The 25,054-nt window shown below is 64.1% G+C and carries 29 protein-coding genes; 18 read left to right on the forward strand and 11 right to left on the reverse strand.

The features are described 5' to 3' along the window. Positions 1-54 precede the first annotated feature (54 nt). Positions 55-333 carry an AbrB/MazE/SpoVT family DNA-binding domain-containing protein gene (locus BM348_RS00330; RefSeq protein ID WP_092900432.1) on the forward strand — a complete coding sequence of 93 codons (279 nt, stop codon included), beginning with the start codon at positions 55-57 and terminating at the stop codon, positions 331-333. A 15-nt stretch (positions 334-348) separates the two neighbouring features. Here BM348_RS00330 and BM348_RS00335 read toward each other — a convergent pair whose 3' ends face one another. From BM348_RS00335 to BM348_RS00345, 3 genes are all read right to left on the reverse strand, one after another. After that, on the reverse strand, positions 349-807 hold the full coding sequence (locus BM348_RS00335; protein ID WP_092900434.1) for a PIN domain-containing protein: 459 nt from the start codon (positions 805-807) through the stop codon (positions 349-351). A gap of 1 nt (position 808) precedes the next feature. Beyond that, on the reverse strand, positions 809-1,075 hold the full coding sequence (locus tag BM348_RS00340; protein WP_092903495.1) for an AbrB/MazE/SpoVT family DNA-binding domain-containing protein: 267 nt from the start codon (positions 1,073-1,075) through the stop codon (positions 809-811). A gap of 89 nt (positions 1,076-1,164) precedes the next feature. Then, the gene (locus tag BM348_RS00345) at positions 1,165-2,253 is read right to left on the reverse strand and encodes a methyltransferase domain-containing protein (protein WP_092900436.1); all 1,089 of its coding nucleotides are present in this window, start codon (positions 2,251-2,253) and stop codon (positions 1,165-1,167) included. A 202-nt stretch (positions 2,254-2,455) separates the two neighbouring features. Between BM348_RS00345 and BM348_RS00350 the strand changes: the two genes are divergently transcribed. The 5 genes from BM348_RS00350 (at position 2,456) to BM348_RS00375 (ending at position 5,798) form a co-directional block, all read left to right on the forward strand. Beyond that, complete coding sequence (locus BM348_RS00350) at positions 2,456-3,016, forward strand: TATA-box-binding protein (RefSeq protein ID WP_092900438.1); 561 nt, start codon at positions 2,456-2,458, stop codon at positions 3,014-3,016. A gap of 420 nt (positions 3,017-3,436) precedes the next feature. Then, positions 3,437-3,823 (forward strand): DUF7344 domain-containing protein, encoded by a 387-nt coding sequence (locus BM348_RS00360; protein WP_139231115.1) that lies wholly within the window; start codon positions 3,437-3,439, stop codon positions 3,821-3,823. 167 nt (positions 3,824-3,990) lie between these two features. After that, positions 3,991-4,863 carry a hypothetical protein gene (locus BM348_RS00365; RefSeq protein ID WP_092900446.1) on the forward strand — a complete coding sequence of 291 codons (873 nt, stop codon included), beginning with the start codon at positions 3,991-3,993 and terminating at the stop codon, positions 4,861-4,863. A gap of 3 nt (positions 4,864-4,866) precedes the next feature. Next, positions 4,867-5,532 (forward strand): hypothetical protein, encoded by a 666-nt coding sequence (locus BM348_RS00370; protein ID WP_092900448.1) that lies wholly within the window; start codon positions 4,867-4,869, stop codon positions 5,530-5,532. Positions 5,533-5,600: 68 nt separating this feature from the next. Next, complete coding sequence (locus BM348_RS00375) at positions 5,601-5,798, forward strand: hypothetical protein (protein WP_092900450.1); 198 nt, start codon at positions 5,601-5,603, stop codon at positions 5,796-5,798. A gap of 27 nt (positions 5,799-5,825) precedes the next feature. Here BM348_RS00375 and hisG read toward each other — a convergent pair whose 3' ends face one another. After that, positions 5,826-6,680 (reverse strand): ATP phosphoribosyltransferase, encoded by an 855-nt coding sequence (gene hisG, locus BM348_RS00380; RefSeq protein WP_092900451.1) that lies wholly within the window; start codon positions 6,678-6,680, stop codon positions 5,826-5,828. A gap of 179 nt (positions 6,681-6,859) precedes the next feature. Between hisG and BM348_RS00385 the strand changes: the two genes are divergently transcribed. Further along, entirely contained in the window at positions 6,860-8,206 is a 1,347-nt protein-coding gene (locus BM348_RS00385) for an NAD(P)/FAD-dependent oxidoreductase (RefSeq protein WP_092900454.1), read from the forward strand. Between the two features lie 80 nt (positions 8,207-8,286). Here the strand turns inward: BM348_RS00385 and BM348_RS00390 are convergent, their stop codons facing one another. Next, the gene (locus BM348_RS00390; RefSeq protein WP_092903497.1) at positions 8,287-9,159 is read right to left on the reverse strand and encodes a stage II sporulation protein M; all 873 of its coding nucleotides are present in this window, start codon (positions 9,157-9,159) and stop codon (positions 8,287-8,289) included. A 136-nt stretch (positions 9,160-9,295) separates the two neighbouring features. Here BM348_RS00390 and BM348_RS00395 point away from each other — a divergent pair, with 136 nt between their 5' ends. Beyond that, positions 9,296-10,594, forward strand: coding sequence for an amidohydrolase (locus BM348_RS00395; protein WP_092900456.1), 1,299 nt, complete (start codon positions 9,296-9,298; stop codon positions 10,592-10,594). A 524-nt stretch (positions 10,595-11,118) separates the two neighbouring features. On the opposite strand, the gene nasA is transcribed toward BM348_RS00395, so the two are convergent. Together nasA and tatC are read right to left on the reverse strand one after the other, a co-directional pair. Then, positions 11,119-13,257: an assimilatory nitrate reductase NasA gene (gene nasA / locus BM348_RS00400; protein ID WP_092903499.1), complete on the reverse strand. Its 2,139-nt coding sequence runs from the start codon at positions 13,255-13,257 to the stop codon at positions 11,119-11,121. Positions 13,258-13,642: 385 nt separating this feature from the next. After that, positions 13,643-14,545, reverse strand: coding sequence for a twin-arginine translocase subunit TatC (tatC, locus tag BM348_RS00405; RefSeq protein WP_092900458.1), 903 nt, complete (start codon positions 14,543-14,545; stop codon positions 13,643-13,645). 177 nt (positions 14,546-14,722) lie between these two features. Between tatC and BM348_RS00410 the strand changes: the two genes are divergently transcribed. Together BM348_RS00410 and BM348_RS00415 are read left to right on the forward strand one after the other, a co-directional pair. After that, positions 14,723-17,059 carry a twin-arginine translocase subunit TatC gene (locus BM348_RS00410; RefSeq protein ID WP_092900460.1) on the forward strand — a complete coding sequence of 779 codons (2,337 nt, stop codon included), beginning with the start codon at positions 14,723-14,725 and terminating at the stop codon, positions 17,057-17,059. A 133-nt stretch (positions 17,060-17,192) separates the two neighbouring features. Further along, positions 17,193-17,369, forward strand: coding sequence for a ribbon-helix-helix domain-containing protein (locus tag BM348_RS00415; protein ID WP_050051312.1), 177 nt, complete (start codon positions 17,193-17,195; stop codon positions 17,367-17,369). 48 nt (positions 17,370-17,417) lie between these two features. On the opposite strand, the gene BM348_RS00420 is transcribed toward BM348_RS00415, so the two are convergent. Continuing rightward, a complete protein-coding gene (locus BM348_RS00420; RefSeq protein WP_092900464.1) occupies positions 17,418-18,194 on the reverse strand; it encodes a 23S rRNA (uridine(2552)-2'-O)-methyltransferase in 777 nt (258 codons plus the stop codon). A 330-nt stretch (positions 18,195-18,524) separates the two neighbouring features. On the opposite strand from BM348_RS00420, the gene BM348_RS00425 reads away from it, so the two are divergent. Beyond that, positions 18,525-18,749: a hypothetical protein gene (locus BM348_RS00425; RefSeq protein WP_139231116.1), complete on the forward strand. Its 225-nt coding sequence runs from the start codon at positions 18,525-18,527 to the stop codon at positions 18,747-18,749. Positions 18,750-18,839: 90 nt separating this feature from the next. Here BM348_RS00425 and BM348_RS00430 read toward each other — a convergent pair whose 3' ends face one another. Beyond that, entirely contained in the window at positions 18,840-19,835 is a 996-nt protein-coding gene (locus BM348_RS00430) for a glycosyltransferase family 4 protein (protein ID WP_092900468.1), read from the reverse strand. Between the two features lie 170 nt (positions 19,836-20,005). Here BM348_RS00430 and BM348_RS22335 point away from each other — a divergent pair, with 170 nt between their 5' ends. From BM348_RS22335 to BM348_RS00445, 4 genes are all read left to right on the forward strand, one after another. Continuing rightward, positions 20,006-20,308 carry an NUDIX domain-containing protein gene (locus tag BM348_RS22335; protein ID WP_092900470.1) on the forward strand — a complete coding sequence of 101 codons (303 nt, stop codon included), beginning with the start codon at positions 20,006-20,008 and terminating at the stop codon, positions 20,306-20,308. After that, entirely contained in the window at positions 20,191-20,439 is a 249-nt protein-coding gene (locus tag BM348_RS21015) for a hypothetical protein (RefSeq protein ID WP_175507065.1), read from the forward strand. The genes BM348_RS22335 and BM348_RS21015 overlap by 118 nt, the downstream gene beginning before the upstream one ends. Before the next feature lie 103 nt (positions 20,440-20,542). Then, complete coding sequence (locus BM348_RS00440; RefSeq protein WP_092903501.1) at positions 20,543-21,286, forward strand: DNA polymerase sliding clamp; 744 nt, start codon at positions 20,543-20,545, stop codon at positions 21,284-21,286. 74 nt (positions 21,287-21,360) lie between these two features. After that, positions 21,361-21,651 carry a HalOD1 output domain-containing protein gene (locus BM348_RS00445; protein WP_092900481.1) on the forward strand — a complete coding sequence of 97 codons (291 nt, stop codon included), beginning with the start codon at positions 21,361-21,363 and terminating at the stop codon, positions 21,649-21,651. Positions 21,652-21,657: 6 nt separating this feature from the next. Here BM348_RS00445 and BM348_RS00450 read toward each other — a convergent pair whose 3' ends face one another. Beyond that, complete coding sequence (locus tag BM348_RS00450) at positions 21,658-22,548, reverse strand: alpha/beta fold hydrolase (RefSeq protein ID WP_092900483.1); 891 nt, start codon at positions 22,546-22,548, stop codon at positions 21,658-21,660. Between the two features lie 136 nt (positions 22,549-22,684). Between BM348_RS00450 and priL the strand changes: the two genes are divergently transcribed. Then, complete coding sequence (gene priL / locus BM348_RS00455) at positions 22,685-23,758, forward strand: DNA primase regulatory subunit PriL (RefSeq protein WP_092900486.1); 1,074 nt, start codon at positions 22,685-22,687, stop codon at positions 23,756-23,758. Between the two features lie 40 nt (positions 23,759-23,798). On the opposite strand, the gene BM348_RS00460 is transcribed toward priL, so the two are convergent. Next, on the reverse strand, positions 23,799-24,053 hold the full coding sequence (locus BM348_RS00460; protein WP_092900488.1) for a DUF7472 family protein: 255 nt from the start codon (positions 24,051-24,053) through the stop codon (positions 23,799-23,801). Between the two features lie 69 nt (positions 24,054-24,122). On the opposite strand from BM348_RS00460, the gene BM348_RS00465 reads away from it, so the two are divergent. Next, positions 24,123-24,362, forward strand: coding sequence for a hypothetical protein (locus tag BM348_RS00465; protein ID WP_092900490.1), 240 nt, complete (start codon positions 24,123-24,125; stop codon positions 24,360-24,362). Beyond that, the gene (locus tag BM348_RS00470) at positions 24,359-24,997 is read left to right on the forward strand and encodes an SWIM zinc finger family protein (RefSeq protein WP_092900498.1); all 639 of its coding nucleotides are present in this window, start codon (positions 24,359-24,361) and stop codon (positions 24,995-24,997) included. The genes BM348_RS00465 and BM348_RS00470 overlap by 4 nt, the downstream gene beginning before the upstream one ends. Positions 24,998-25,054 lie beyond the last annotated feature (57 nt).

Consider the following 25,054-nt stretch of genomic DNA (forward strand, 5'->3'; position numbering starts at 1 on the left):
AGGTGAGGAGTCCGTCATGGACAAAACTAATTCGTTCGTTACAGAAGTCCAACTATGACATCGGATACCAACTCAACGGATGGAGAGGCGATAGTCCCCGTCACTGAGGACGGACGGGTGACGATTCCGAATCGCATCCGGGAACGACACGGGATCTCCGCACCAGGGCGAGTCGCGTTTGTCGAAAAGGAGGACAAAGAACTCGTCGTTCGACCGATCGGCTCGATGCGAGAGTTTCGGGGGCTCGAGCGGGTCGAGGACGAAGAGCGACCTGCAACGGCGATTCTTCGTGAATTGCGCACTCGAGAGGCGTGCGACGAAACTGAAAGCTGACGAATACGGAGACGATCACGCGTTCACATCGACGAACCGCTCGAGAACCTCGTCCGGAACCGGATTTCTGTATTCGAACGGCTCGTCGGTACACAAGTGCTCGAAGTCCCTGTCGGTTGTTACGATCGCATCTGCATCGGCGGCGCGCGCGAGTGCCACATAGAACGAATCGTATACGTCGTGGTTCTTCTCTGCGCTGATATCGTATGCCGACAGCACGAGATCGTCGTCGACGTCGACGAATTCCATTGGATATTGAAGGAGTGATGAGACCGCATTTCGAGCGTCGACCGTCTCGAATCCGAAATCCTCGAGAAGCCATTGGATACGTAGCGGGAAATACCCAAAGACGACGAGCGTGTTCGCCCCCGTGAGTGCAGGAACGAGTTCGTCGGCGACGTAGGAGTGACCGGGATGGTCGTCGATCAACTGAATCGTCAAGGCGTTCAGATCGGGGACGACGCGCGCTGTCATCTCACGTCCCACCGAACGTTGCGTCACCTGCATCGCGGAACGCCTCTTCTCCCCACTCGTCGCCCCGCGTCAGCGTTTCAAGGTCGGGAAGGGAACGAACGAGCCGAATCTCTCCACCGTCGCGAATCACGTGAAACTCCGTTCCGTCCTCGAGGTTGAGATCATCACGAAGCGCTTTGGGGATCGTAAGCCGACCGCGATGGTTGAGTTGAGCCGTACCGTACTCGTCTTCCTCGTTTGTCTCCGGATTTGGGTTCGTTTTGCTCACGAAGTCCACCTTGTGCTAGGAGAGTGTATCTATCACCATAAAACTCGGTGATCGATTCAGTCAGATTTTCGTAATCAGATTTGTCTAATTCACTCGAGTACCAGGACGTACCGCGTCAGCGAGCGATGCACCCGCCGTTCGAACGCGGACTCGAGTTCCCAGCCCGCCGATCTGGCCTGGCTCAGCCACGATCGGTCGGCGACGACGACGGCGCGGGAGGCGACTCGGCGGGCTTCGGCGAGCGCGCCGGAGACGAGGTCCTCGAGTCGGTGCGTCTCGATCTTCGACTGGCGGCCGTAGGGGGCGTCGAAGACGACGCCGTCGACCGAGTCGTCTGCCAGCGGCAGGCTGGTGGCGTCGCCGCGGGCCACGTGCCACGACCCGCGAGGAACCCCGGTCGGCGACTCGGCGGAATCGTCGAGGAAGTGCTCGAGGTTCGTGCGCGCGCCGCGAACCATCTTCTCCTGGGCGTCGGTCCCGACGACGTCAGCGCCGACGAGTCCCGCTTCGACGAGCACGCCGCCGGTGCCGCACATCGGATCCAACAGTCGCCGACCCTCGCGGGCCCCGGCGACGTTCGCGACGGCGCGAGCGAGCAGCGGATCCATGCTGCCGGGCTGGAAGAACGGCTTGTCCGTCGGCGCACGCGAGCCGAAATCGCGGACGCTCTCGGCGGCGAGCCAGCCGAGCGCACAGACCGAGACGCGTTCGCTCTGGGGCGTCGCACTCGAGTTCCCCCGGTCCTCATCGGCAAGTATCGGCTCGAGGGCGTCGCCCGTCTCGAGTTCGCCCGCCGAGAACGCAACGCGGAGGACGTGGTCCGGGTCCTCGAGATCTACCGAGAAGCCCCGGTCGACCAGCACGCCCCCGAGGGTTCGTTCGACGTTCGTGGTGGAAACCCCGCTCGAGCCGCGGACGTCGACGGCTCGAACGGCGACCGAGCCCTCGCGGTCGAGAGTCGCCGTCTCGAGCAGCGCGCGGGCGCTCTCGAGCGTGGCGTCCGTCCGACCGAGGAGTTCGCTCGCGCAGTGGGCGTAGGCGAGCCCGCGGACGCGCTGCGGAGCGAGACCGCGTGCGACGGCGATCCCCGGGGCGATTCGATCGACGTCGGCCGCCGCACTCGCCGCCTCCCGCCTCGCGAACCGATCGTCCTCTCCGCCCAGTTCGAGGAAGTACACGACCGTTCGTCGCTTCGGGTCGAGTATGAGCCTACCGTTTTCGACGACCCGAGCGCCGAGCGAAAGCGGGGAATCGGAGGAGTATGCCCTCGAGACGCCACGCGATCGATATAAAGGGAACTGACAGTCGTCGCACAAACCGGAGAGACGGGGTGCGGGCACCAACCTTTATAAACCTTAAATACGTCTTTTTAAGCGACTTATGACGGATCCGAAGGACACCATCAATATCGAAAACGTGGTGGCGTCGACCGGCATCGGACAGGAACTCGACCTCCAGAGCGTCGCGATGGACCTCGAGGGGGCCGACTACGACCCCGAGCAGTTTCCCGGTCTCGTCTACCGAACGCAAAATCCCAAGTCCGCCGCGCTGATCTTTCGCTCGGGCAAGATCGTCTGTACCGGCGCGAAAAGCACCGACGACGTCCACGAGAGCCTTCGTATCGTCTTCGATAAGCTTCGTGAACTCCAGATTCAGGTGGACGAGGATCCGGAAATCGTCGTCCAAAACATCGTCACTTCGGCCGACCTCGGGCGAAATCTCAACCTGAACGCGATCGCGATCGGTCTCGGCCTCGAGAACATCGAGTACGAACCCGAACAGTTCCCCGGGCTGGTCTACCGACTCGACGATCCGGACGTGGTGGCACTTCTCTTCGGTTCCGGTAAACTCGTCATCACCGGCGGCAAGCAACCGGTCGACGCCGAACACGCCGTCGACAGGATCGTCTCCCGCCTCGAGGACCTCGGACTGCTCGAGTAATCTCGTTTTACCGCCCCGTTCTCGGACCGTACGTGGCAGGCCTACGAGCGGACCTCGCCGCGACGACGCGGACGTTCGTTCGATACCGTTTCACCGAGTTCGAACGCTCGCGCGAGCGTTCGAGACCGTGACCTCGTCGATCGACCATCCTCGATTCGATCGATCGAGCGTCGCTTCCAGACGTCGAGACGCCGGTATCGTCGAACGGTTTTCGCGGAGTAATATTCTATTACTCGCCCTCGAGAGGCCGCCTCAGTCAGTCGCCGAACCGTCACGGCGATATCATCCGTTATAGGCGAGTTAGAATCGTTCACCGGGTCTAAAACGGCACCAAATGGTCCAAATTAACGGCGAATCATCCAAACCAGACGAACGACCGACTCGGTTTAACAGGTCTCACAAGAGGAGCATCAGGTGCCGATGAAGATTCCGCACCCGACAACGAACCGAGTGTCGCCCGCCGCGGAGCCGGGGCTCGAGAGCCTCACGCTGGATACGCTCCAGCGCGTCCTGAACAGCCGTCGGCGCCGAGCGATCATCCGGTACGTCCTCGCAGCCGGCGAATCCGTTACCGTCACCCAACTCGTCAGGGCGGTCTCCGAGTCGGAAAACGATCCGACCCTCGAGACGACCTTCCTCGAGCGGTGTCAGCGAGTGCACGACTCGCTCTCACAGACCCACCTCCCCACGCTCGAGGAACACGGCATCGTCGAGTACGAACGCGGAGTCGGTCGCGTCTCCCCCGCCGCACACCTGTTGACCCTCGAGCCGTACGTCGGTCCCGGATCGACCGACGACGAGCCGTAGGGTCGTCCCGCTGACGCTTTCTGCGATCACCGCCGTTTCGATTCCTATTTTCGGGTGCGACGCCCCCTGTCGCACCGATTGACCCACGGTATGCGGTCAATACTGGTTCTGTTAGATAGGTCAGCCAGTGTATAACTAATGATATCGTGACTGTCTCGAAATCCGCAATGAAGCGACGAACGTTTGTGATCGGTGCGGGGGGAATCGGTGCAGCAACGATCGGCGGTCTCGCGTTCGCGGACACTGCAGCCGCCGAAGTCGAGGCGGGTCTGTTCAGCGTCGAGGACGAGCACTTCGATACGAACAGCGGGCGACTGGATCGACTCGAGTTGGCGGACGTTACCGTCTTCGCGTCGTGGAAGGGGTTTTCCCATCCCGTCGAGTCGGTCGACTGGGTTCTCGAGGCGACCGTGGACGGCGAGGGATTCGAACCGATCGGAACGGCGAACGTGACCTTCGACGAGCCGGACGAGTACGAGGGCGACGCCTCGAGTACGTCGATCGAACGTATCGATCTCGTCGAGGAGTTCGGACGGGAGACTTTCGAGGTGAACGGCGACGAGTCCTACGAGACGGACGCGACCGAACGGTTCGACATCGAGTTCAGGGTCACCGCGACGGTCGCGGACGTCGACGGAAACGAGGTCGAAGAATCGGTCACGGGCGGATCGACCGTGGGCATCACGAACATCGGCGCCGAGGTCGACGTCGGTGGCGAGGGCGACATCGACGGCGAGCAGGAGGACGGATCCGAGTACGGACCCGTCGAGACGATGGACGGCGTCGAGGCGTGGACCGGGTGGAACCCGTTCACCGTCGACCTCGTGAACACGAATCCCTATCCCGTAATTGCGACCGTGGAGTGGGCCATCTCCGACGACACGAAACACGAACTCGAGGCGGGCGAAGAAGAGACGGTGACGTCCCCGCTGCTCTCGAGCGACGGGACCTCCGCTCACTCGAGGTCCCAATCGAAGGTCGACGCCGCGGAGACGAAAGAGGAGTTCGTCGGCCTCGGCGAGGTCACGGAGGCCGACTAGGCGATGGCGACTCGCCGCGAGGCGCTCGTCGGCGGCGCCGGGGCGCTCGGGCTTCTGGTCGCCGGCTGCTCGAGCGTTCCGCTGCGCTCGGAGGATTCCGACGAGGGCGACGGTGGGCCGGACCGGAGTACCGAAGGGCCGCCAGCCGACGCCGAAAGCGACGGCTCGACCGCCGATCGAGACGGACCGGGAACCGCGGCGGTCAACTACGAGATCGAGATCGATCGGCGGCATCAGCCACGGGTCGGCGATCCGATCGACCTCGAGTTCACCGTCTCGAACGACGGGAAGCAGTCGGGGGCCTACGACTATCGGGTTCGTCTCGAGCACGAAGACGGACCCCTGGGCGGAGACGAGCGTATCTCGGGCGTACTCTCGAGCGGGAGCAAGGAGGTGTTCGACTTCGAGTTCGCGCCGCCGCGTGCGGGCGTCGTCGCAGTGCTGGTTGACGACGAGATCGTCGACGAGTTTCGCGCTCGAGGGCGGCGAGACGACGATGATACCGACGACGGTGACGAGAGCGAGGAGGCAAACGACAAAACAGGGTCTGTCGCCACGGGTGGCGAGGGAACGATCGTTGGAACGGCGGCGAGTGAACCCGAAGACGGAAGCGAACTCACCAGCGAACGGGCAGTAGTGTGTGCGACGAGTTCTCCGGACTGTTCGTGAGAGTCCAGCTACGACGGAGGGGATACTACTCCGTCGTGAAAAGAGGTTTGTGTAGACGTGTTGAATAGATGGTCGAGATGAATGCGAAAATCCTCGGTGCTCTCGCCTGTGGGAGCCTCATGATCTTCGTAGCCCCTGCCGTTTCAGGAGTGATCTCCGGTATCCCCATTGAGGCAGCGTTGCAATTTATAGGCGGTGTGATAGCTATATTCAGTGCGTCGCTGCTACTTCGAGAGGTAGTTCGAGAACCAAACCCAACCGAGTGAATCCTGCTTCGACAGGCACGCCAGTGACTATTCGACGAGACGTTCGATTTCGGTCACCAAAATGTCGCTCGCGCCGGCGTTTTTGACTTCGGTGATCGTCTCGAACACGTCCCGTTCGTCGACGACGGCGTGGACCGCGACCTTCTCGCCCTCGCCGTTGGCGACGTCCATCACGGTCGGGCCGCCGAGACCGGGGATGACCTCGCGAACGTCCTCGAGGTCGTCCCGGGGGACGTTCATCATCAGGTAGCGCTTGCCGTCCGCAGAGAGGACCGACGAGAGCGCCGTCTGGATCTCGCGGACCTTCGGGTCGTCGGCGACGTCGTCTCGAGCGAACAGGTGGACAGAACTCGAGAGGACGTCCGCGACGACACCGAGGTTGTTCATTCTGAGGGTCGTGCCGGTGGAAGTGATATCGACGATGGCGTCGGCCATCTCGACGTGGGGCGTGAGTTCCGTCGCGCCGGTGACCTCGACGATGTCGGGTTCGATGCCGGCGTCGTCGAAGAACTCGCGGGTGACGTTCGGGAACTCGGTCGCGACGGTCTTGCCAGCCAGGTCCGCGACGGCGTCGATGTCGCCGTCCTCGGGCGAGGCGAGCACGAGCCGACAGCGGCCGAACTCGAGGTCGAGCAGCTCTTCGACGCGGTCGGTCTGTGCTTCGCGGACCTGATCGAGGCCGGTGATGCCGAGGTCGGCCGCGCCGTCGGCGACGTACTCGGGGATGTCGGCCGCGCGAGCGAACAGGATCGTCACGTCCGGATCGACCGTCTCGGCGTAGAGCTTGCGGTCGGCACCGTTTTCGATATGGAGTCCCGCCCGCTCTAGGAGATCGATCGTCGGCTCGTGCAGGCGGCCCTTGTTGGGAACGGCGATACGCATTGGGCGGATATTAGCGGTCCCGCGGGAATTGTCTTTCCTTTCGGGCGATAGGCGAGCACGGCAAGCACCACGAGCGCCGTCGACGGCGGTTCTCGCGCATGCTGTCTCTCGCGTAGGCCGTGGGTTCTCGTTCTCACGTAGGCTGTAGACCTTTGTACGGACGCCTCGAGGAGTCAAGCATGTCGAGTTCACCACGCGTTATCGTCGTCGGTGCCGGACTCGCCGGGCTCGTCGCCTCGCGACACCTCGCGGCCGCCGGTGCGGACGTGACCTGCCTCGAGCGTCGCGAAACCGTCGGCGGGCGCGTCCGAACGGCCACTCGAGACGGGTTTCGACTCGATCGAGGGTTCCAGGTGCTTTTCACCGGCTATCCGGCAGTTCGACGAGAGCTCGACCTCGAGGCGCTCGAACTCAGGCGGTTCGCCCCCGGAGCCGTGCTCGCAGGGCCGGACGGCCGCTCGACGCTCGGCGATCCGGTTCGGGACCCGACTGCGCTGCTCGCGACGCTTCGAAACGGCGACGTGACCCTCGGCGACAAGCTTCGCGTGCTCCGGCTTCGAGCCGCGCTGGCGCGGCGACCCTTGGAGTTCGAGGCGGTGTTCGCTGGCGGCGAGGACGACGAGTCGATCGCGGAGTTCCTCCGCGAGCGCGGCTTCTCCGAACGATTCCTCGAGAATTTCGCCGGACCGTTCTACCGCGGGATCACGCTCGACCGATCGCTTTCGACCTCGAAACGCGTCTTCGAGTATACGTTCGCGGCGCTCGCGGCGGGGCATATCGCGGTGCCCGCAGACGGGATGGGTGCGATCACCGCTCAACTGGCCTCGAACGCGCGGCGGGCCGGCGCGGCCGTCGAGACGGAGACCGCGGTCACCGCCATCGGCGAGAAGCGGAGCGGCGCTTCCGACTCCGATGAGGGTACGAACGAAAGGGGGCGTTCCGTCGCGGTCGAAGTCGCGAACGGCGGCGATCGGACCGCAGATGCCGTCGTCCTCGCCACAGATCCGAAAGCGGCGCGCGAGCTGACCGGACTCGAGTCGATACCCACCGACGCGAGGTCCTGCGTCACGCAGTACTACCGGCTTCCCGCAGACACGGGACTCGAGACGGAGTCGCGGCTATTGTTGAACACGGGAGAGCGAGGGCCGAATCACGTCGTCCCCCACAGCGACGTCGCGCCGGAGTACGCGCCCGAAGGCGCGACGCTCGTGAGCGCGACCTTTCTCGGCGACCGTGAGGAGGACGACGGAGAACTCACGGAGCTGACCGGAGAGTGCCTCGAGTCGTGGTATCGGACCCAGCGATTCGATCGACTCGAGCCGATCCACACCGACCGAGTTCAGTTCGCGCAGTTCGCCCAGCCCCCCGGTATCCACGAAACGCTCCCAGACGTTCGAGACGCGGGAGACGGCGTCTACCTCGCCGGCGAGTACACGCGCTGGTCGTCGATTCAGGGAGCGATGGCGAGCGGTCGTGCGGCGGCCGAGGCCGTCGTCGACGACTACTCTCGAGGCACTGGTCGGTGACGACGAAACCACCGACGCGGCGCGCCGACTCCCGAACGGCGAAGTAGCGTCGAAGCGTTGCGATCGAGCTTCCGACCGCCCTAGGCAGCCTGCGTCGGGAACAGGAGTTCCGCGACCGGAATCGTCAAGTAGGCCTCGACGAACGCCGCGACCACGAGCATGAGCCAGGCGAAGACGACCAACAGGGCCGTCCGGGCGAGATACGATTTCGTAAACAGCGCTTCGTGAGTACCGAGAACGCGCTGACCTGCCCGGTAGACGAACCTGAATCCGACGCCAGCGCCGACGAAAAGCGCAGTCAGTTCGAAGATGCCGTGTGGGACCAACAGCGCGAGGATCAGCCCGTAGCCGACTTCCCCGCCGATGGCGACGGCGATGTTTCCGATGAGCAGTCCGTTGAACGTCATGACGAAGAACGTGAACACGCCGAGGGTCAGCGCGCCGAGGATCGACGCGAGAAACGGCGGCGTGTTCTTGAAGATGAAAAAGGTCGCCGAGGTCTCGAGTGCGACGCCGCCACCGCCCCCGAGACCGGCCGGATCGATCTCAGCACCCTCTAGCTCGCCGCCCTCGAGTTCCTCCATGATGAGCTCGAGGAACAGTTCGGTCAGGTCGATCCCGGCGGCAGCGAGCGCGACCCCGGCCGCTATCCCGAGCGCGAAGAGACCGCCGGAGAACCAGACGTACCGGCGGTGCTCGGCCCAGGCGGCCGAAAGCCGGTGGGCCACGGTCGGCGCCTTCGCGGACGTGACGAGAGCCGCTCCGATCAGTCCGAGGCCGAGGAGCGTCGCACCCGCTGCGGCGTCGGCGGCGTCGGAGACGACGAACGCCGTGCCGGCCGACAGAAACGAGGCCAGCGCGAGGATCGAGAGCAACGCGCTCCAGTTTCTGACCGCGTGCTGCGAGGAGGGGTGACGACCGTCGCCGCCGTCGTCGCGTTCGGGACCGTTCATGCGTCGACGTTCGGGTAAATGACTGTTAAATCCGCCGACTGGACGGCGACCGAACGGCCATCGCTCGCTGACGACGACCGCGACGGCGCTCGAACCGATCGACAGCCTCACACTCGCGGACGAGAAAGGCGATCCAATGACGACGCTCGAGATCACCGGCGGGGCGGTCCTGCGTCCCGACGCGACGGTCGAACGCGCCGACGTACTGGTCGATCAGGACGCGGGAACGATCCTCGAGATCGGACCCGACCTCGAGGGGACGGCCGACGAGACCCTCGACGCCGCGGACTCGCTCGTGACGCCCGGCTTCGTCAACGGCCACACGCACGTCGCGATGACCCTCCTTCGCGGGTATGCGGACGACAAACCGCTCGAGGCGTGGCTTCGAGAGGACATCTGGCCCGCGGAGGGCGCAATGACGCCCGAAGACATCCGCGCCGGCGCGGAGCTCGGGCTCCTCGAGATGATCAAAGGCGGGACGACGGCCTTCGCGGACATGTACTTCGAAGTCCCCGAAATCGTCGCTGCGGTCGAGCAAACGGGCGTTCGAGCCGTACTCGGCCACGGAATCGTCACCGTCGGCAAGGACGAGGGGGCGGCACACGAGGACGCCGCCGAAAGTCTCGCCGTCGCCGAGGAGTTCGACGGCGCCGCCGCCGGCCGGATTTCGACGGTGTTCGCGCCCCACTCGCTGACGACCGTCGGCGCGTCGTACCTCGAGGAGTTCGTCCCGAAGGCCCGCGACGCGGGCGTTCCGATCCACTACCACGCGAACGAGACCGAGGACGAAGTCGCACCGATCGTCGACGAACACGGGGTTCGACCGCTCGAGTACGCCGCCGAACGCGGCCTGCTCGGGGCCGAGGACTTCGTTGCACACGGCGTCCACGTCGACGAGCAGGAGATTGAACTGCTCGCCGAGGCCGGAACGAGCGTGATCCACTGTCCCGCCTCGAACATGAAACTGGCCAGCGGCATGGCACCGATCCAGCGCCTGCTCGAGGCGGGCGTCACCGTCGGCCTCGGCACGGACGGCGCGGCCTCGAACAACGACCTCTCGATGCTCGACGAGGCACGGGACGCGGCGATGCTCGGCAAACTGGCGGCGTCGGACGCGAGCGCCGTCCCGGCCGAGTCGGTTGTGAAAATGCTCACCGCGGGAAGCGCCGACGCGCTGGGCCTCGAGTCGGGTCGCATCGAACCCGGCGCGCCCGCCGACCTCGCGGTGGTCGACCTCGAGAAGCCACACCTCGTGCCGGCCCACGACCTCGTGAGCCACCTCGCGTACGCCGCCGAAGCGGGTGACGTGCGCCACACGATCTGTGACGGGGCGATTCTCATGGCCGACCGTGAGGTCAGGACGCTCGAGGAATCGCGTGTTCTCGAGCGCGCAGGCGAGCGAGCAACCGCGCTTTCGGACCGGACCGAGCGGTGATGTAGATGCGAATTGCGCGACGAATCGTCGACTGGGAATCGTCGAGGTCCGAATCGAAACGATCGGCAGAGGTCGATCGATAAACTATCTGAGCCGGTTTCGGCCCGTTTGAACGACCAAAAGTGAGCTGAACCGACACGAAGGTTTATTTAAAGTCGCTGAATTTTTCCACTGGGTGTGGTTCGGGACAGGTAGTTCGGGAAGAACTGTTCGCCACACCGGCTGACCGGCCGACGGAACCGCCCGAATCGACCGGGCACAGCGTGTCAGAGGCACCGCCTTCCGTCGCCGGCAGCGCCAACGGTCGAGAATTCGACGCGTCCGGTCGTCTCCCGCCGGGAGACGGCCACGTTTCTGTTCAGTCGCCAGTGGTGCGCTCCCGTTCATCGGCAGTGCTGCGATCCCGTTCGGTCGTCGATGTCGCGTGTCCGTTCAGTGGTCGGTGAGCGACATCGTCATTCGAACGCCAGTTCAGCGTGACGGTTCGAACCGCACGTTCGGCCGTAACTGTTCGAAACCTCGGTTTAGACCGTGACTTCCTCGAGCGTGATCGCCGCGGTGTCCGTCGGAGCCTCGAGGCGTACGGCACACTGCTTGAAGTTCGGCTCTTTGGACCGGGGATCGACGGCCGGGATCGTGAGGTCGTTTACGTCCGGGTGGTGGATCGGAAGCCAGACGACGCCGTCGGGAATCGCCTCGTCGACCTCGAACCGGGCGAGTATCGACGCCCGTCGGGACGTGATTCGACCGTACCGTTCGTCCGCAGGCCCCTCCAGTTCGGCCGTCAGCGCCGCCGCGGTTCCGGCGCTGACCCGCGCCGTCGGCGGGCAGTCGTCGCGGGTTCGAACGCCGGTGTTGTACGCGCCCGGCTGCCGAGCGGTCGTCAGCGTCAGCGGATAGTCCTCGTCCGGCGGCTCCGGAAGGCCGGTCCCGTCGCCCGCGGAAAACCGGGCGCGGCCGCTCGGCGTCGGGAACGACCACCGCTCGCTCGCGGTGCTCTCGAGCGTGCCGTCTTCGGCCTCCTCGTCCCTTTCGTTCGCCGGACCGTCGTGATATCGGTAGCCGCCAGCAGCCTTGCGCGTGGGTGCCGGCCAGCGAACTGCCCGCTCGTCCTCGAGGCGATCGTAACTGATCCCGGAGCAGTCCGCGAGCGTCCCGGCGGTGAGCCCGGCGAACTCGTCGAAGATCGACGTTGGGTTGGGCGACCGCTCGAGGAGTCCGGGCGCGAGACGCGTCGCGAGTTCGGCGATCAACTCGAGGTCAGTCTTGACGCCCGACGGCGTGTCCGTCGCCGCTTGCACTCGCGAGACGGTTCGTTCCATGTTCATTGCAGTTCCCTCGGATTCGCCCCACGTCGCGGCCGGAAGTACGACGTCCGCGCACTCGACCGTCTCGCTGTGGAAAGCGTCCTGCACGACGAGGAACGCGTCCTCGAGCCGCTTTCGAACGCGCGTCGCGTCGGGCATTCCCACGGCGGGATTGGTCGCGACCGCGTAGACAGCCTCGACCTCGTCCTCGGCGGCCTCGAGGATGCCGACCGGTCCGGGGCCCGGATCGTCGGGCAGCGTTTCGACCGGCACGCCCCACTCGTCGGCGACTTCGGCGCGGTGAGCCGGGTCGTCGAACGGTCGGTGACCGGGCCAGGTTCCCTTCGACGAGCAGACCCGCGTTCCCATCGAGTTCGCCTGCCCCGTCAGCGAGAACGGGCCCGTTCCGGGGCCGAGGTTGCCGGTCGACAGACAGAGGTCGATCAGGGCGGCCGCGGTCTGTGTCCCGTCGACGCTCTGGTTGACGCCCATGCCCCAGTACAGCAGGGTATCGCGCTCGAGCGCGGCCGCGAGTCGATCGACGGTCTCGAGCGAGACGCCCGCTGCGTTCGCCGCCGGCTCGGCGTCGGGCAGTCGCGCCCGCAGCGTTTCGAATCCGGTCGTCGCGTCGGCGATGAAGGACTCGTCGATGCGATCCGTCTCGACGAGGCGCGCGAGGACGGCTCGAGCCAGCTCGAGGTCGCCGCCAGGGTCGGGCGCGACGTGTATGTCGGCCACCTCGGCCGTCTCGCTCTCGATCGGATCGACAACGAGCAGTTCGCAGCCGTCCGCGGCGGCGGACTGGCGGATCCAGCGGAACATCACCGGGTGGGCGGCCGCGGGGTTCGCCCCCCAGACAAGGTGGGTCTCAGCCTCGGGGATATCGTCGTAGGTCGGCGGCGGGGCGTCGCTCCCGAAGGCGTCGTAGTAGGCGGTGACCGCGCTCGCCATGCAGAGGGTCGTGTTCGCGTCGTAGTAGCGCGTGCCAAAGCCGCCGCGGGCGAGTTTGCCGAGCGCGTAGGCCGCTTCGTTGGTCTGCTGGCCGCTTCCGAGCACGGCAACGCGATCCGAACCTCCCTCGAGGGCCGTTCCGAGCCCCTCGGCGGCGCGCTCGAGGGCGGTCTCCCACGTCGTGGGGACGAGCTCGCCGTCGCGTCGGACGAGCGGGCGCGTGAGCCACTCGCCGTCGGGATCGGCCGTCTCGCTCACGCCACGTTGGCAGGCCAGCCCCTGATTGACCGGGTGGGCGGCGTCGCCGCGAACGACGTCTAACCCGTATCCGGTTTCGACGGCTCGCTGGACGTGCCCGCAGCCGACCGCACACCGCATACACGTAGTTGGAACGTGTTCGGTCACGACCGAAACCACCCATCGTGCGGAGAGCGACACACCCGAGGTTTACAGACAGGCCATAACTCCGCATATTCGTCCGAAATCATTTCACAATTTCACGATATTGAGCAAGGTTCCCAGATACTAAACCGTACTCGTTTAGAAACTCCCTCATTTCCCTGTCTTCGTGGAGGTTCGCTCGATGTAGGGATGGATACGGAGAATATAAGGACAGATATTCCGGTTGTCGGAGAGATATCTATCGGATTACTGTGCGGCGACAGGTACTCACGCCGATCAGTATCTGAGCAGCCTGTCGGACGCGGAAAAACGAACGTCGAAAACCGGACGCCGATTCGATCGATGGACGCTACTACCCGAGACGGGACGACTCAGTTCGAGCGGGCGACTATCCCCGACCGGTCCACTTGACGATCAGCAGGGTTCCTTCGAACAGGAGGATCATCGTAATGGCCACGAAGATCGGGGCCATGAAGGTCGGATCCATCGTGAACATGAAAGAAAGGCCCGCGAAGGCGGTCCAGAAGTAGAGCCGTTTCTGTGCGAGCCACTGTCGAGTCGTCACGCCCAGCATGATCGCGAGCAGGATAAACAGCGGAATCTGGAACACGATAGCGAGGAAGCCGGTCAGCGTGATGATGAGGTTGAACGTCTCGCCGAGCGCGTACGCGATGTCGGCGCTTCCTTCCGAATAGAAGGTGAAGTACGAGAACAACACCGGCAGAACGATGAGATACGAGAAGATCATGCCGAGCCCGCCGAGGACCACGCTGGTCGGGACGGCGGCGAGATAGTACTTGCGCTCGTTCGGGTACAGCCCCGGCCGCATGAACAGGTAACACTGGTAGATAAACATCGGCAGCGCGATGATGATTCCCAGCAGGGCGGAGAGTTTGATCCGCGTCAGCCACAACTCGAGCGGGCTGTACAGGTGCGGCGGGCGCTCTGCGGCCTGTGGAACGACGTCCGTCCAGATGAACGAGATCCCCTCTGACGCCCAGAGGATGCCGATCGCGGTTCCCGCGGCCCCGAACAGAAAGACCACTGCGAGTCGGAGGACCATCTCCTCGATGTGATCCGCGAGGGGCATCTCCTCGTCGTCCGGCGGCGTCGAGATGCCGCCGATATCGTCGTCCGGGTCGGGATACTCCTCCTCGCGGTCCGGAGCGTCGCCGACGTAGCCCTCGCCGTCCGTTTTGGCTTCCGGCGTCTCGTCGGATGTGGTTGGCAATGGCTCAGTGGAGCGACCTGAGGATCCAGCGTCTGCATCGCCAGCCGAGTCGTCCGACATTCTATGGTGACATAGATCCGCCACTGGTTATAGGCCTTTTTCTTACGAGCATGCGTTGACAGCGAAACCCAGTCGAGATCGAGAGCGGTGAGCGAGCGAGAACGACTCGCATCTGGTGGCCACCGACTTCCGTACTCGAAAGGTTGATAACTGGATGCAAGTTAGCCACTGTCAGCAATGAGTTCTGCGGTCAGCGAAGACACTGCCCGAGCCATCAACACCGGTCGGGAGACAATCGGCGCCGTCCTCTCTAGCGCACAGGACAACCTCCAGCGGGTGTTTATCGTCTTTCTACTCGGCTTCGTCGGAGCCTTCTACGCGCTTCGAGTCTTCATCTGGGACTTCCTCGAGGAGACGGCTCGGACGGGGATGAACCAGAGCCTCTCCGAGGCGACGAATATCATCACCCGAACGCCGTTCGAAGTGATCCTCCTCCAGGCGAAAATCGGGATGATAGTCGGCGTCATCGTCGCGATTCCGGCGATTCTGTACTACTCTCGAGACGCGCTTCGAAAGCGCGGGCTCCGATCGGTCGTTCCCATCTCGCGGTGGTACATGGCCGGGTTCGCGCTGATCGCGTTCGTGCTGTTCTGGCTGGGACTGGCCTATGCGTTCGTGGTTTTCTTCCCGTTCACGTTCGAGTTCCTCGCACAGGTCGCCTTCGAGGCGGGCGTCGACCCGAGCTGGGGGATCACGGAATTCACGCAGTTCATGGCGCTGCTGACGATATCGTTCGGACTCGCGGCCCAGTTACCGCTCGTCATGGGCGTCCTTTCTTACACCGAGATCGTCTCCTACGAAACCTTCCGAGACAAGTGGCGTCACGCCATCGTCGCCATCACCGTCTTCGGTGCCGTCTTCTCGCCGCCGGATCCGATCACGCAGATCATGTGGGCGCTCCCGCTGTGTGGACTGTACGCGTTCAGCCTCGGCCTCGCGAAGGTCGTCGCCAACATCCGCCGGCGCGGCGCCGCCGAACTCGATACCGGGACCGGGTTCATGAAACGCCGCGTGCTCCAGTTCGGCGGCGTCTTGCTCGGCGTCTCCGCGCTGACGGCCGTCTTCGTCAACCGCGACGGCTTCGACCGCCTCGAGGAGTCGGTCTTTCCCCTGCTCCCCTCGGGCCTCGAGCCCGGTGGCACCACCGTCCTCGAGTCGATCGCGATCGAGTACGGAACACTCGGCGACGTCGCGGTCGGCTTGCTGGTCGCTCTCGGCGTCGGCGGCGTGATCCTCGTCGGCTACATGATCGCCATCCTGCGGTCCCCGATCTACCCCCGGGAAGGCGACCTTCGCAACGCGACCGACCCCGACGAGGTCGACTTCCAGACCCTCGAGACCGAAGACATCGAGAACGTACCCGCGCAGGTCTTCCTCGAGATGGACGAGGAGCGGGCCCTCGAGATCTCCCGGCAGGCGATGTACGACGACAACAAGGCGAAAGCCGAGATGGTTCTCAGCCGGTTCGACTCGCTGCAGGCCACACAGGCCGCGGACGGCGATGCGACTGCCGAGAGAGCGGACGCGGGCGGGACCGCGAACGCCGCCGGTGAGAACGAAACCGCCGAAGAGGAGGGTGGACTCCTCTCGAGTACGGCGGCGGGGATGCTCGACCCGTTCACCGAAGACGAGACGACCGAAGACGACATCGGCGGCTACGCCTACGACCTCGCGTTCATCTTCAACAGCCTCACCTCGAAGGCGATCTACATCGTCGGGCTGTTCATGCTCGTTCTGGGCGGGACGTTCGTCGCGCTGTATCAGGGCGGGTTCACGATTATCCTCGCGCAGTTCGTCGACCGCGTTCCCGACAACGTCTTAGCGGAGGTCGCAGCGGCCAACGACGCTCAGGTCGGTGGCACCGAATCGACGACACAGCTACTCCGCGAGGCCGGGTTCGTCATCGCGCTCGACCCCGTCGAGGTGCTGATCTTCATGATCAAGATCAGCACGATTCTGGCGTTCCTCGCGGTCCTCCCGCTGGTGCTCTACTGGGCCTGGCCGGCCGCCAAGGAACGCGGACTCGTCAGCGGGAACTCCCGCGTGATACTCGTCTGGAGCGGGCTCTTGCTGGTCGGGTTCGCCGTCGGGCTCTTCCTCGGGTTCTACTGGATCGCGCCCGCGGTGATCTCCTATCTCATCACCGACGCCGTCAACAACGGCATGGAAGTCACCTACCGGATCAACAGCTTCTCCTGGCTCGTGATCTACACGACGCTCGGCGTCGGCTTCCTCTTCAACATCATCGTCACGATGGCGATGTTCCACGTCGGCGGCATCGTCGACTACCGAACGATGCTCGATCGATGGCGATCCGTCGTCGTCGGCGTCTTCGTGATCGCGGCCGTCGCGAGTCCGAAAGGGATCCTGACGATGCTCGCGCTCGCGACGCCGATCGCGCTCACGTACGTCCTCGGACTCGGCATACTGTATCTCCTCACCGGCGGCGGGCGACTGTTCGGTGACGGCGGTGGCGGGCAGGCCGACTCCGAAACCGCGGCAGTCCCCGAGTAAGGGTCGCGACGGGACAACAGACGCTTTTCTCGCGCTCCATCGCGATCACGAACTGCAGTCGCTCGAGTCGGAGTTTCGAACGCGAGGCGAGTAGCTATCAACTGTTAAGGAACGGTGCTGCGAACCCACAGCCATGCCCAAAATCAGCGTCGAAATTCCGCAGGAATTACTCGACGATCTCGATGCGCACGTCGGCGACGACGGCAAGTTCGTCAACCGAAGCGACGCCATCCGCTCGTCGATCCGCAAAAACCTCGACATCCTCGATGAGATCGACGACCGCCACGACCGCCTCGAGACCGAGGAGTGAGACGACGCGGACGGTTGCGATCGACACCCACCCAGCCAGTCACGCCGGTCAGTCGCGATCGAGCCGCTGTGCGAACCCGAAGTTCGGTTTGACGTCCTCGACCCGGACCGTCACCGTCTCGCCTTCCGTCGTGTCGGGAACGAACAGTCGATACCCCTCGACCGAGGCGATGCCGTCGCCCTCCGTGCCGACGTCGACGACGTCGACCTCGAGTTCGTCGCCGGGCTCGACCGGCGCGGTGAGTCGCCCCTTCGCGATGAGGTAGATCTCCGAGGACGCCTCGCGGGACGCTTTCGGACTCGTCGCGCGGACGTACTGGAACTCGTCTTCGACGTCCGAGCGGAACTCGTCGACGTCGGGGCCTTCGAACACCTTTACGATGAAGTCGCCACCGGTCTCGAGCAGTTCTAACGACGTTTCGAACGCCTGCCGGGCGAGGTGCAGCGACCGCGCCTGATCGAGGTGGTACTCGCCGGTCATGTTCGGCGCCATGTCCGAGACGACGACGTCGACGTCGCCGCCCGCCGTGTCGGTCACCCGATCGCGCGTTCGCTCTTCGGTCATGTCCCCGCGGACTGTCTCGACGTTGTCGTGGCCCTCGAGTGGTTCGATTCGCTGGAGGTCGACGCCAATGACGGTTCCGTGCGGGCCGACGCGCTCGGCGGCGACCTGCAGCCAGCCGCCCGGCGCGGCTCCGAGGTCGACGACCGTGTCGCCCCCGTCGATGACGTTCTCGAGGTCGGTCAGCTGTTTGAGCTTGTAGGCCGCTCGAGAGCGATAGCCCTCCTGTTTGGATTTGTTGTAGTAGTGGTCTCGACCAGTCATACGTCTCGCAGCACATCCGCTACCGTGTTTAGCCCGACTAACTGTTCGTGCGTCGCCGCGGGCAGGGTGTCCGTAGTCATGCTCATATAAATGGTGTGAGAATAGAAATGGTTGACGATCGCCCCCGAAGACGGGGAGGAACTGTTGGGTCATGTATCGCTGGGCAACTCTAACGACTGAACGGATACTCCGTCGGTCCAGGGATAGCACAAAGGAATCAGGTGTTCGCAATCAGGGGTTCTACCGAACTGAGTGCCGAGCGGTGTCGATTAGCTGATCATGACTCGCCCCACGGAACGATCACACGACGATGAAACTCGGAAGGCCTCGATGGGAACGGGAGACGATTCCGGCGGTCATCCCGGTGGACTGTCGGCACCCTGTTGGACCGTCGTAACCGCCTATTCCGATTCGACCCGCTTGAGGACGATTCCTCGGTCGAAGCCGCCCCTTACCACCAGTCGATCGGAGATCGAGACGATCGTCGACCGTCTCTACGACACAGTCGGTGCGGCCATCGAGGCGACCGACGTGGCGTCCGACGGCCCCCACTGATAGCCATCCACTGTGGACGTTCTCGAGACATCGCCACCACGGTGTCCGGCCACGATCCGGAAGTCGAACGTGAGTCCCTCGAGACCGGTTCTATCCCGCTACCTCGGCGTACAGGTCGACGAGCTGATCGCCGATGTTTTCCAGTCGGAATTCCCGGCTCTTCTCGGCGGCGTTTCTGCCGAGCCGCCGACGGAACTCGTCCGCCGTGAGTCGCTCGATACACCGACCGAACTCCGAATCGGTCTTCAGGCAGGTCTCGCCGTCCTCTAGCCACTCGAAGGTCGGGATATCTCTGACCACCGGGGGAGCGCCACAGGACATCGCCTCCAGGAGAGCCATCCCCTCGTTTTCGTTTTTCGTCGGGAAGAAGAAGATGTCACCGGCTGCGAAGGCTCCACGAATGTCGTCCACGTACCCGGTAAAGACGCAGTTCTCCGGGGCGCTCTGGACTATCTTTCGCGTTGTTTTACTCTTGAGAAGTCGCCCGGTCCATCCGTTCGTGGGGTTGATATACCCGAACCAGGCGAACGTCAGGTCCGGCTGTTCGCGGGCCGTCTCCACGAAGCTCGAGAGACCTTTCCGTTCGATGACGTGACCCACGTTGAAGACGACTGGCGGTTCGAGGTCGTACCGCTCGAGATAGGTCTCTCGGAGCGCTTCGAACCCGTCCAGACGCTCGTGGTCGAACCCGTTGCTGATCACGGTCTTGGGAACGTCGGTGTAGGTGTCGATGACTCGTCTGTTGTGCTCTGACGGGCATATCAGCCGGTCCGCCAGCGAGTAGCCGTACTCGAGATACGGACGCAGCGGCTTCGATAGCTGGTTCGAAAAAGCGAAACTCTCCCGGAAGTCCTCCGCAGTCTGGTGAGCGTGAACGACGACCGAGACCGATTTCCTCCTGGCACACCGGGCGTAGAAGAGTGATTTCGGACCCAGGTTGTTCAGATGGAGCACGTCGACGTCGAGGCGCGGTTCCGTTGTGTATTCGATGTCTCGAGTGTCCAGAATTCGCCGCTGGTTCTGGACTGACTGATAGTGTCCCCCGGTGATGTGATCTTCCCACTCGAAATAGTGACTGATTTTCATCTCTAGCAGTCCGTTTTAGTCAGCGGGTTCTTTTCGCTTGTTATGGTCTAGTGACGAAGCCACGGCCGAACCACTGGTCCGCCAGAGCAAGGCGATACGGCCGACTGGTCGTCCGAAAGATATCCGACCAGCAAGTCAAAAATTAAGTACAGTACCAACGAATTTCCAGTATGGCGTGTCGGGAAGCGGTGAGCGGAGTCGTCTACAAGAACGACCAATTCCTTCTCGTCCACAACAGAGGGTGGGACGAATCGGTCCTTTGTTTCCCGCAGGGCGGTATCAAAGCCGGTGAGAGCGACAGGGAGGCACTCGAACGAGAGCTCGTGGAAGAACTCGTACCAGGGCATTCGAGGTCGTGGATCGCTCGGACCACGTCCACCACTACGAGTTCGCGCAGAGAGATAGCGAGGGATACAGCGAACAGCGTCAGTCGATCTGGTTCGTCGAATTTGTCGGCGAGAAGAACGACGTAGAAACTCCCACCGAAGAAGTCACTCGAGTCGAATGGACTCATCGGAACGACGTCATCGAGAAGATGACGTTCGAAGCGCAACGAGACACGTATCGGAAAGTGCTCTCCGAATGGGACACCGAGATCGACTGAGGCTCCCCTGTCGTGTGGACGGCTGTCACGAATCGGAGCGACTGATCGTCCGCCCACGCGTAAAGGGTGCCTTTTTATGTCGACCGTCCGTACGCCGACCTATATGTTCAAGGCCATCGTGAGCGCCGAAACGCTCACCAGCGCGCTCGATTCGGTGAGCGTGCTGGTCGACGAATGTAAGATCCACCTCGAGGAGGAGGGCCTCGAGATTCGGGCCGTCGATCCCGCCAACGTCGGGATGGTCGACCTCTCGCTCGAGGCGGCCGCGTTCGAATCCTACGAAGCCGACGGCGGCGTCATCGGCGTCGATCTCTCGCGACTCGAGGACATCGCCGGCATGGCCGAATCCGGCCAGCTCATCCAGTTCGAACTCGACGAGGAGACGCGCAAACTCCACATCCAGATCGACGGGCTCGAGTACACCCTCGCGCTGATCGACCCCGACTCGATCCGACAGGAGCCGGACATCCCGGACCTCGACCTGCCGGCGGAGGTCGTCCTCGAGGGCAAAGACCTCAACCGATCGGTCAAAGCCGCCGACATGGTCTCGGACCACATCGCACTCGGCGTCGACGAGAGCGAGGAGTTCTTCTACGTCAACGCGGAGGGAGACACCGACGACGTCCACCTCGAGTTGACGCGCGACGATCTGATCGACCTGCAGGTCGGCCCGGCCCGCTCGCTGTTCTCGCTCGATTACCTGAAGGACATGAACAAGGCGATCCCATCCGATACCGAAGTGACCCTCGCGCTCGGCGAGGAGTTCCCGATCAAGATGTTCTTCGGCTACGGCGACGGAAACGGGCAGGTCACGTACATGCTCGCGCCGCGGATCCAGAGCGACTGATCGAGGGCGGACGACATGTCTGTGCCGTGTCGAAAAAGGGGAGGAGTTACCCTCGAGAAGCCACTAGAAGGGGCATGGTCTCCTCCAGCGACCCTGCTGATTCTCCGTCGAAACACGTCGTCGATATCGACGGCGGGCGGCCGAGCGAAGTCCTCGTCGCGACAGTAGCGGCCCTCGCGAAAACGGACGCGGCCTCGTTACCGCCGCTGTACGACGTCATCGATCCCGAAGCTCTCGACGCGCTCTACGAACACGTTCGAACGCGGACCGTAGGCGAGGCGAACGGCTATCGAGTCACGTTCCCCTACGAGGGCTACGAGGTGTGCGTCGAGTTCGACGGGCGGATTCGACTCGCAACCCCGTAGAATCGGTCACGCCGAGGCGTTCGGCCGAACCCGATCGCGGAGGAACGATCGAAGGTGATCGTTCACCGCGTCGCTCGCTTCGATGAAAACGCAGTGTGAGCCACCCTCGATAGTCTCGAGGGTCGCGTCCGGGATTTTCGTCTCGAGCAGCCGGGCGTTTTCGACGGGGATCACCCGATCCGCGGTGCCGTGGACGACGAGCGTCGGCACCCGGATTTGATCGAGCCGATCCGCGAGGTCGAAGCTCCGGACCGCCCCTGCCTGTGCCTCGATGGCCGGTTCCGGGGCGTCCTGCTCGAGTCGCCACTCGATGATTCGGTCCACGAGATGGGGGTTTCGGTTGGTAAAGCGCTCGGAGAACGCCGGGCGCATCCGGTGGCGGAGTCGCTCCCGTTCGGTCAGTCCCGTCGGCGTCGAGAAGACGTGTTCGCGGGTTTCCTCGGGGATCGGGACCGCGTCCGGTCCGCCGTGGCTCGTACAACAAAGCGTGAGCGAGGCGGCCCGCGAGTAGTCGACGGCGTACTGCTGGGCGATCATCCCACCCATGCTCGCGCCGACGATGTGGGCGTCGAAGATCCCGGCGTCCTCGAGGACGGCCTCGAGGTCAGCGGCCATCCCCTCGATGGAGTAGCTGCCGAGTGTCGAAAGCAGGGGCGCGCGCAGTCGCCGCGGCAGTTTCGAAACGCCCGGCGGGAGGCCGGCGTCCGATCGACCGGTTCCCCGGTTGTCGGGCGCGATCACGTCGAACTCGTTCGCGAGCGCCTCGCGCTGCCAGCGCCACATCCACCGCCCGTAGCCCAGCCCCTGCACGAAGACGACCGGCTCACCCGTCGTCCCGTCCGCGCGCTCGTCTCGCTCGTAGTAGATCGACACGCCGTCTCGAGTGACCCGTGGCATACGTCACCCGACGTGGCCGACGGCCTTGAAATCGAGCATCGACGCGGCGGTGGATGGTCCCGGCGAGCCAACGAGCGAGGTCGGGGAGCGCCGACAACCAGCGCGTTTAACCGCTCCCAGTGAAATCGTTGTATCGATGCAGCGACTGCACGCCCGATACCCCTTCCTCGAGGCGGCCCGCGAGTCGGTCGCCACGGAGGCCGTCGATCTGGCAACCGTCGTCGAGCAGGACCAGGACGTCGTCGAGCGCGCCCGCGAGCGCGTCGTCGCCTCGCTCGAGGAGGGAACGACGGGCGAGCCCCACCGGGATCCCCGCGTGGAACTGCTCTCCTATCCCGTGGCACGGGTGCTCGTCTCGCTCGGCGGCGAGTCGATACTCGTGCGCAAGTACGCCCGCGCCGAAGCCGAAGCGGCCTTCGACCGGTTCACGGACGACCTCGCGGACACGACGGAACTACAGAGCGTCGAGACGGCCGGACTCGACCTCGGGGACCTCCTCGCCGAGTTCGACCTCGAGGAGTCAGTTCGGGCGGTCGACGACGATCGGTACCGGATCGACGTGGGAACGTACCTCCCTCTCGCCGGCGACCTCTGGGAGGACGAGTGGCGACTGGTCAACCGACCGCTCGCGGATGGAGAGGTGCCGGTCGACGAGGGTGAGCTACTGACGCTCCTGCGCGAAGCCGTGCGCGAACGGATCGAGGACGGACTCCCGTTCGACGTTCCGGACGCGATCGGGAACGCGCTCGAGGAGGAAGCCGAGGAGGTCCGCGAGGTGCTCGCGGAACTGGACCTGACTCGGGAGATCGATACCGTCGTTCCGGACCTGTTCCCGCCGTGTATGAAGGCGCTGCTCGACCAGATTCAGAAGGGCGAACACCTGGCCCACCACTCCCGGTTCGCGATCACGGCGTTTCTGGCGAGCATTGGGATGGAGACCGACGACATCGTCGACCTCTACCGGGTGAACTCCTCGTTCGGCGAAGAGATGACGCGCTACCAGACCGATCACATCCGCGGCGATACCTCGCCGACCGAGTACTCCCCGCCCTCGTGTGCGACGATGCAGTCCTACGGCGACTGCGTGAACAAAGACGACCTCTGCGAGCAGATCCCCCACCCGATGGCGTACTACGAACACCGGATCGACGACGCCGACGAGGACGAACTCGAGGACTGGCGGGAGACGACGGCCGAAGGCGACGCCTGAGGGGGGAGCGATACGAGCGGCGATACAACGGAGAAATAGCCTACGCCGAACCCTGCGTGTCCGCGTCCTCGAGTCCGTCTTCCGGATCGTTCAGGGTGTACGCCAGTACGACTCCGACACCCGTGAGAACGACAACGAACCCGACGATCGCCGCGACCAGCATCTGGCCGCCGACGGCCGACATTTGGCCGCCCGATCCGGAGTGGGTCGTCCCGATGTACATCATCGTCGAAACCATGAGAAGAACCGAGAGGACGGCGGCGGCGGCTTCGATGAGGCTGTCGCGCTCGATCATTGCCCGATGCTTTCGACGGGCCGGTGAAAAACGTATCGAAGGGATCGTCCGCGAGATACGTCCTCGAGGGTGAACGCGGCGCTCGAGGGGTTCGACCACGGGCTTCGGGCGAACGGAGATCGATCGGGAGCGCGCAACGAGTCGGCGACGGTGAATCGGGCGGGAGCGCACAACGGGTCGACGGTGGCAAGTCGATCGGAAACGCGGGGGATCGGCGACGGTGGGTGTGCAGGCGCGGCCGTTATGCTCCTCGAGCACCTACACACGTCGAATAGCCAGCCGACCGCCTGCAGCCTTCGACGCACATGATAACGACCGCGTCACCGAAAACCAGCCTTCCAGTACCGACCGATAGACGACTCGAGGAGCGATCGCTCCGGGCGCGCACGGAGGCGATGTCCGTCCTCGCTCTCGGCGACGGCCTCTACGAGGTCGAATCCGAGAGCGGCCACACCTACCTCGTCGACCTCGAGGCGGGGCGGTGTACCTGTCCGGACCACGTCTTCCGGAACGTCCGCTGTAAGCACGTTCGCCGAGTCGCCATCGAGATTACGGCGGGGCGTGCGCCGCCACTCGGCCAGATCGCCGTCGCGTGTACCGACTGCGGCGACTCGATCTTCGTCGACGAAGACGCGGCGGGGCCGTTTTACTGCGAGCGCCACCGGCTCTATCCCGGCGTGACGGTTCGCGACCGCGAGACCGGAGACCGGCTGACGGTCGTCGACGTCTCGGACTTGCGAGCGGACGCCGTCCGAATTCCCGACGCGAACGCGACGGTCTCCGAGTACGGGACAAACGAGCGCTACGACCCCGACGTACCGGTCGTCGGCGCCGTCTACCCGCACGCGACGGTGGCCCAGAACGGCGTCGTCCCGTCGTCGCTGAAAGTCTACGTCTTCCCGCGAACGCGCCTCGAGCGCGTGCGGGCCGACGACCGGAACTGATCCGACAGACAGATCCACTCGAGACGGCGGACGGATCCACTCGAGGCGGCGAGCGAA

Origin of the sequence: Halostagnicola kamekurae (genome assembly GCF_900116205.1) — an archaeon.
GTDB classification, from domain to species: Archaea; Halobacteriota; Halobacteria; order Halobacteriales; family Natrialbaceae; genus Halostagnicola; species Halostagnicola kamekurae.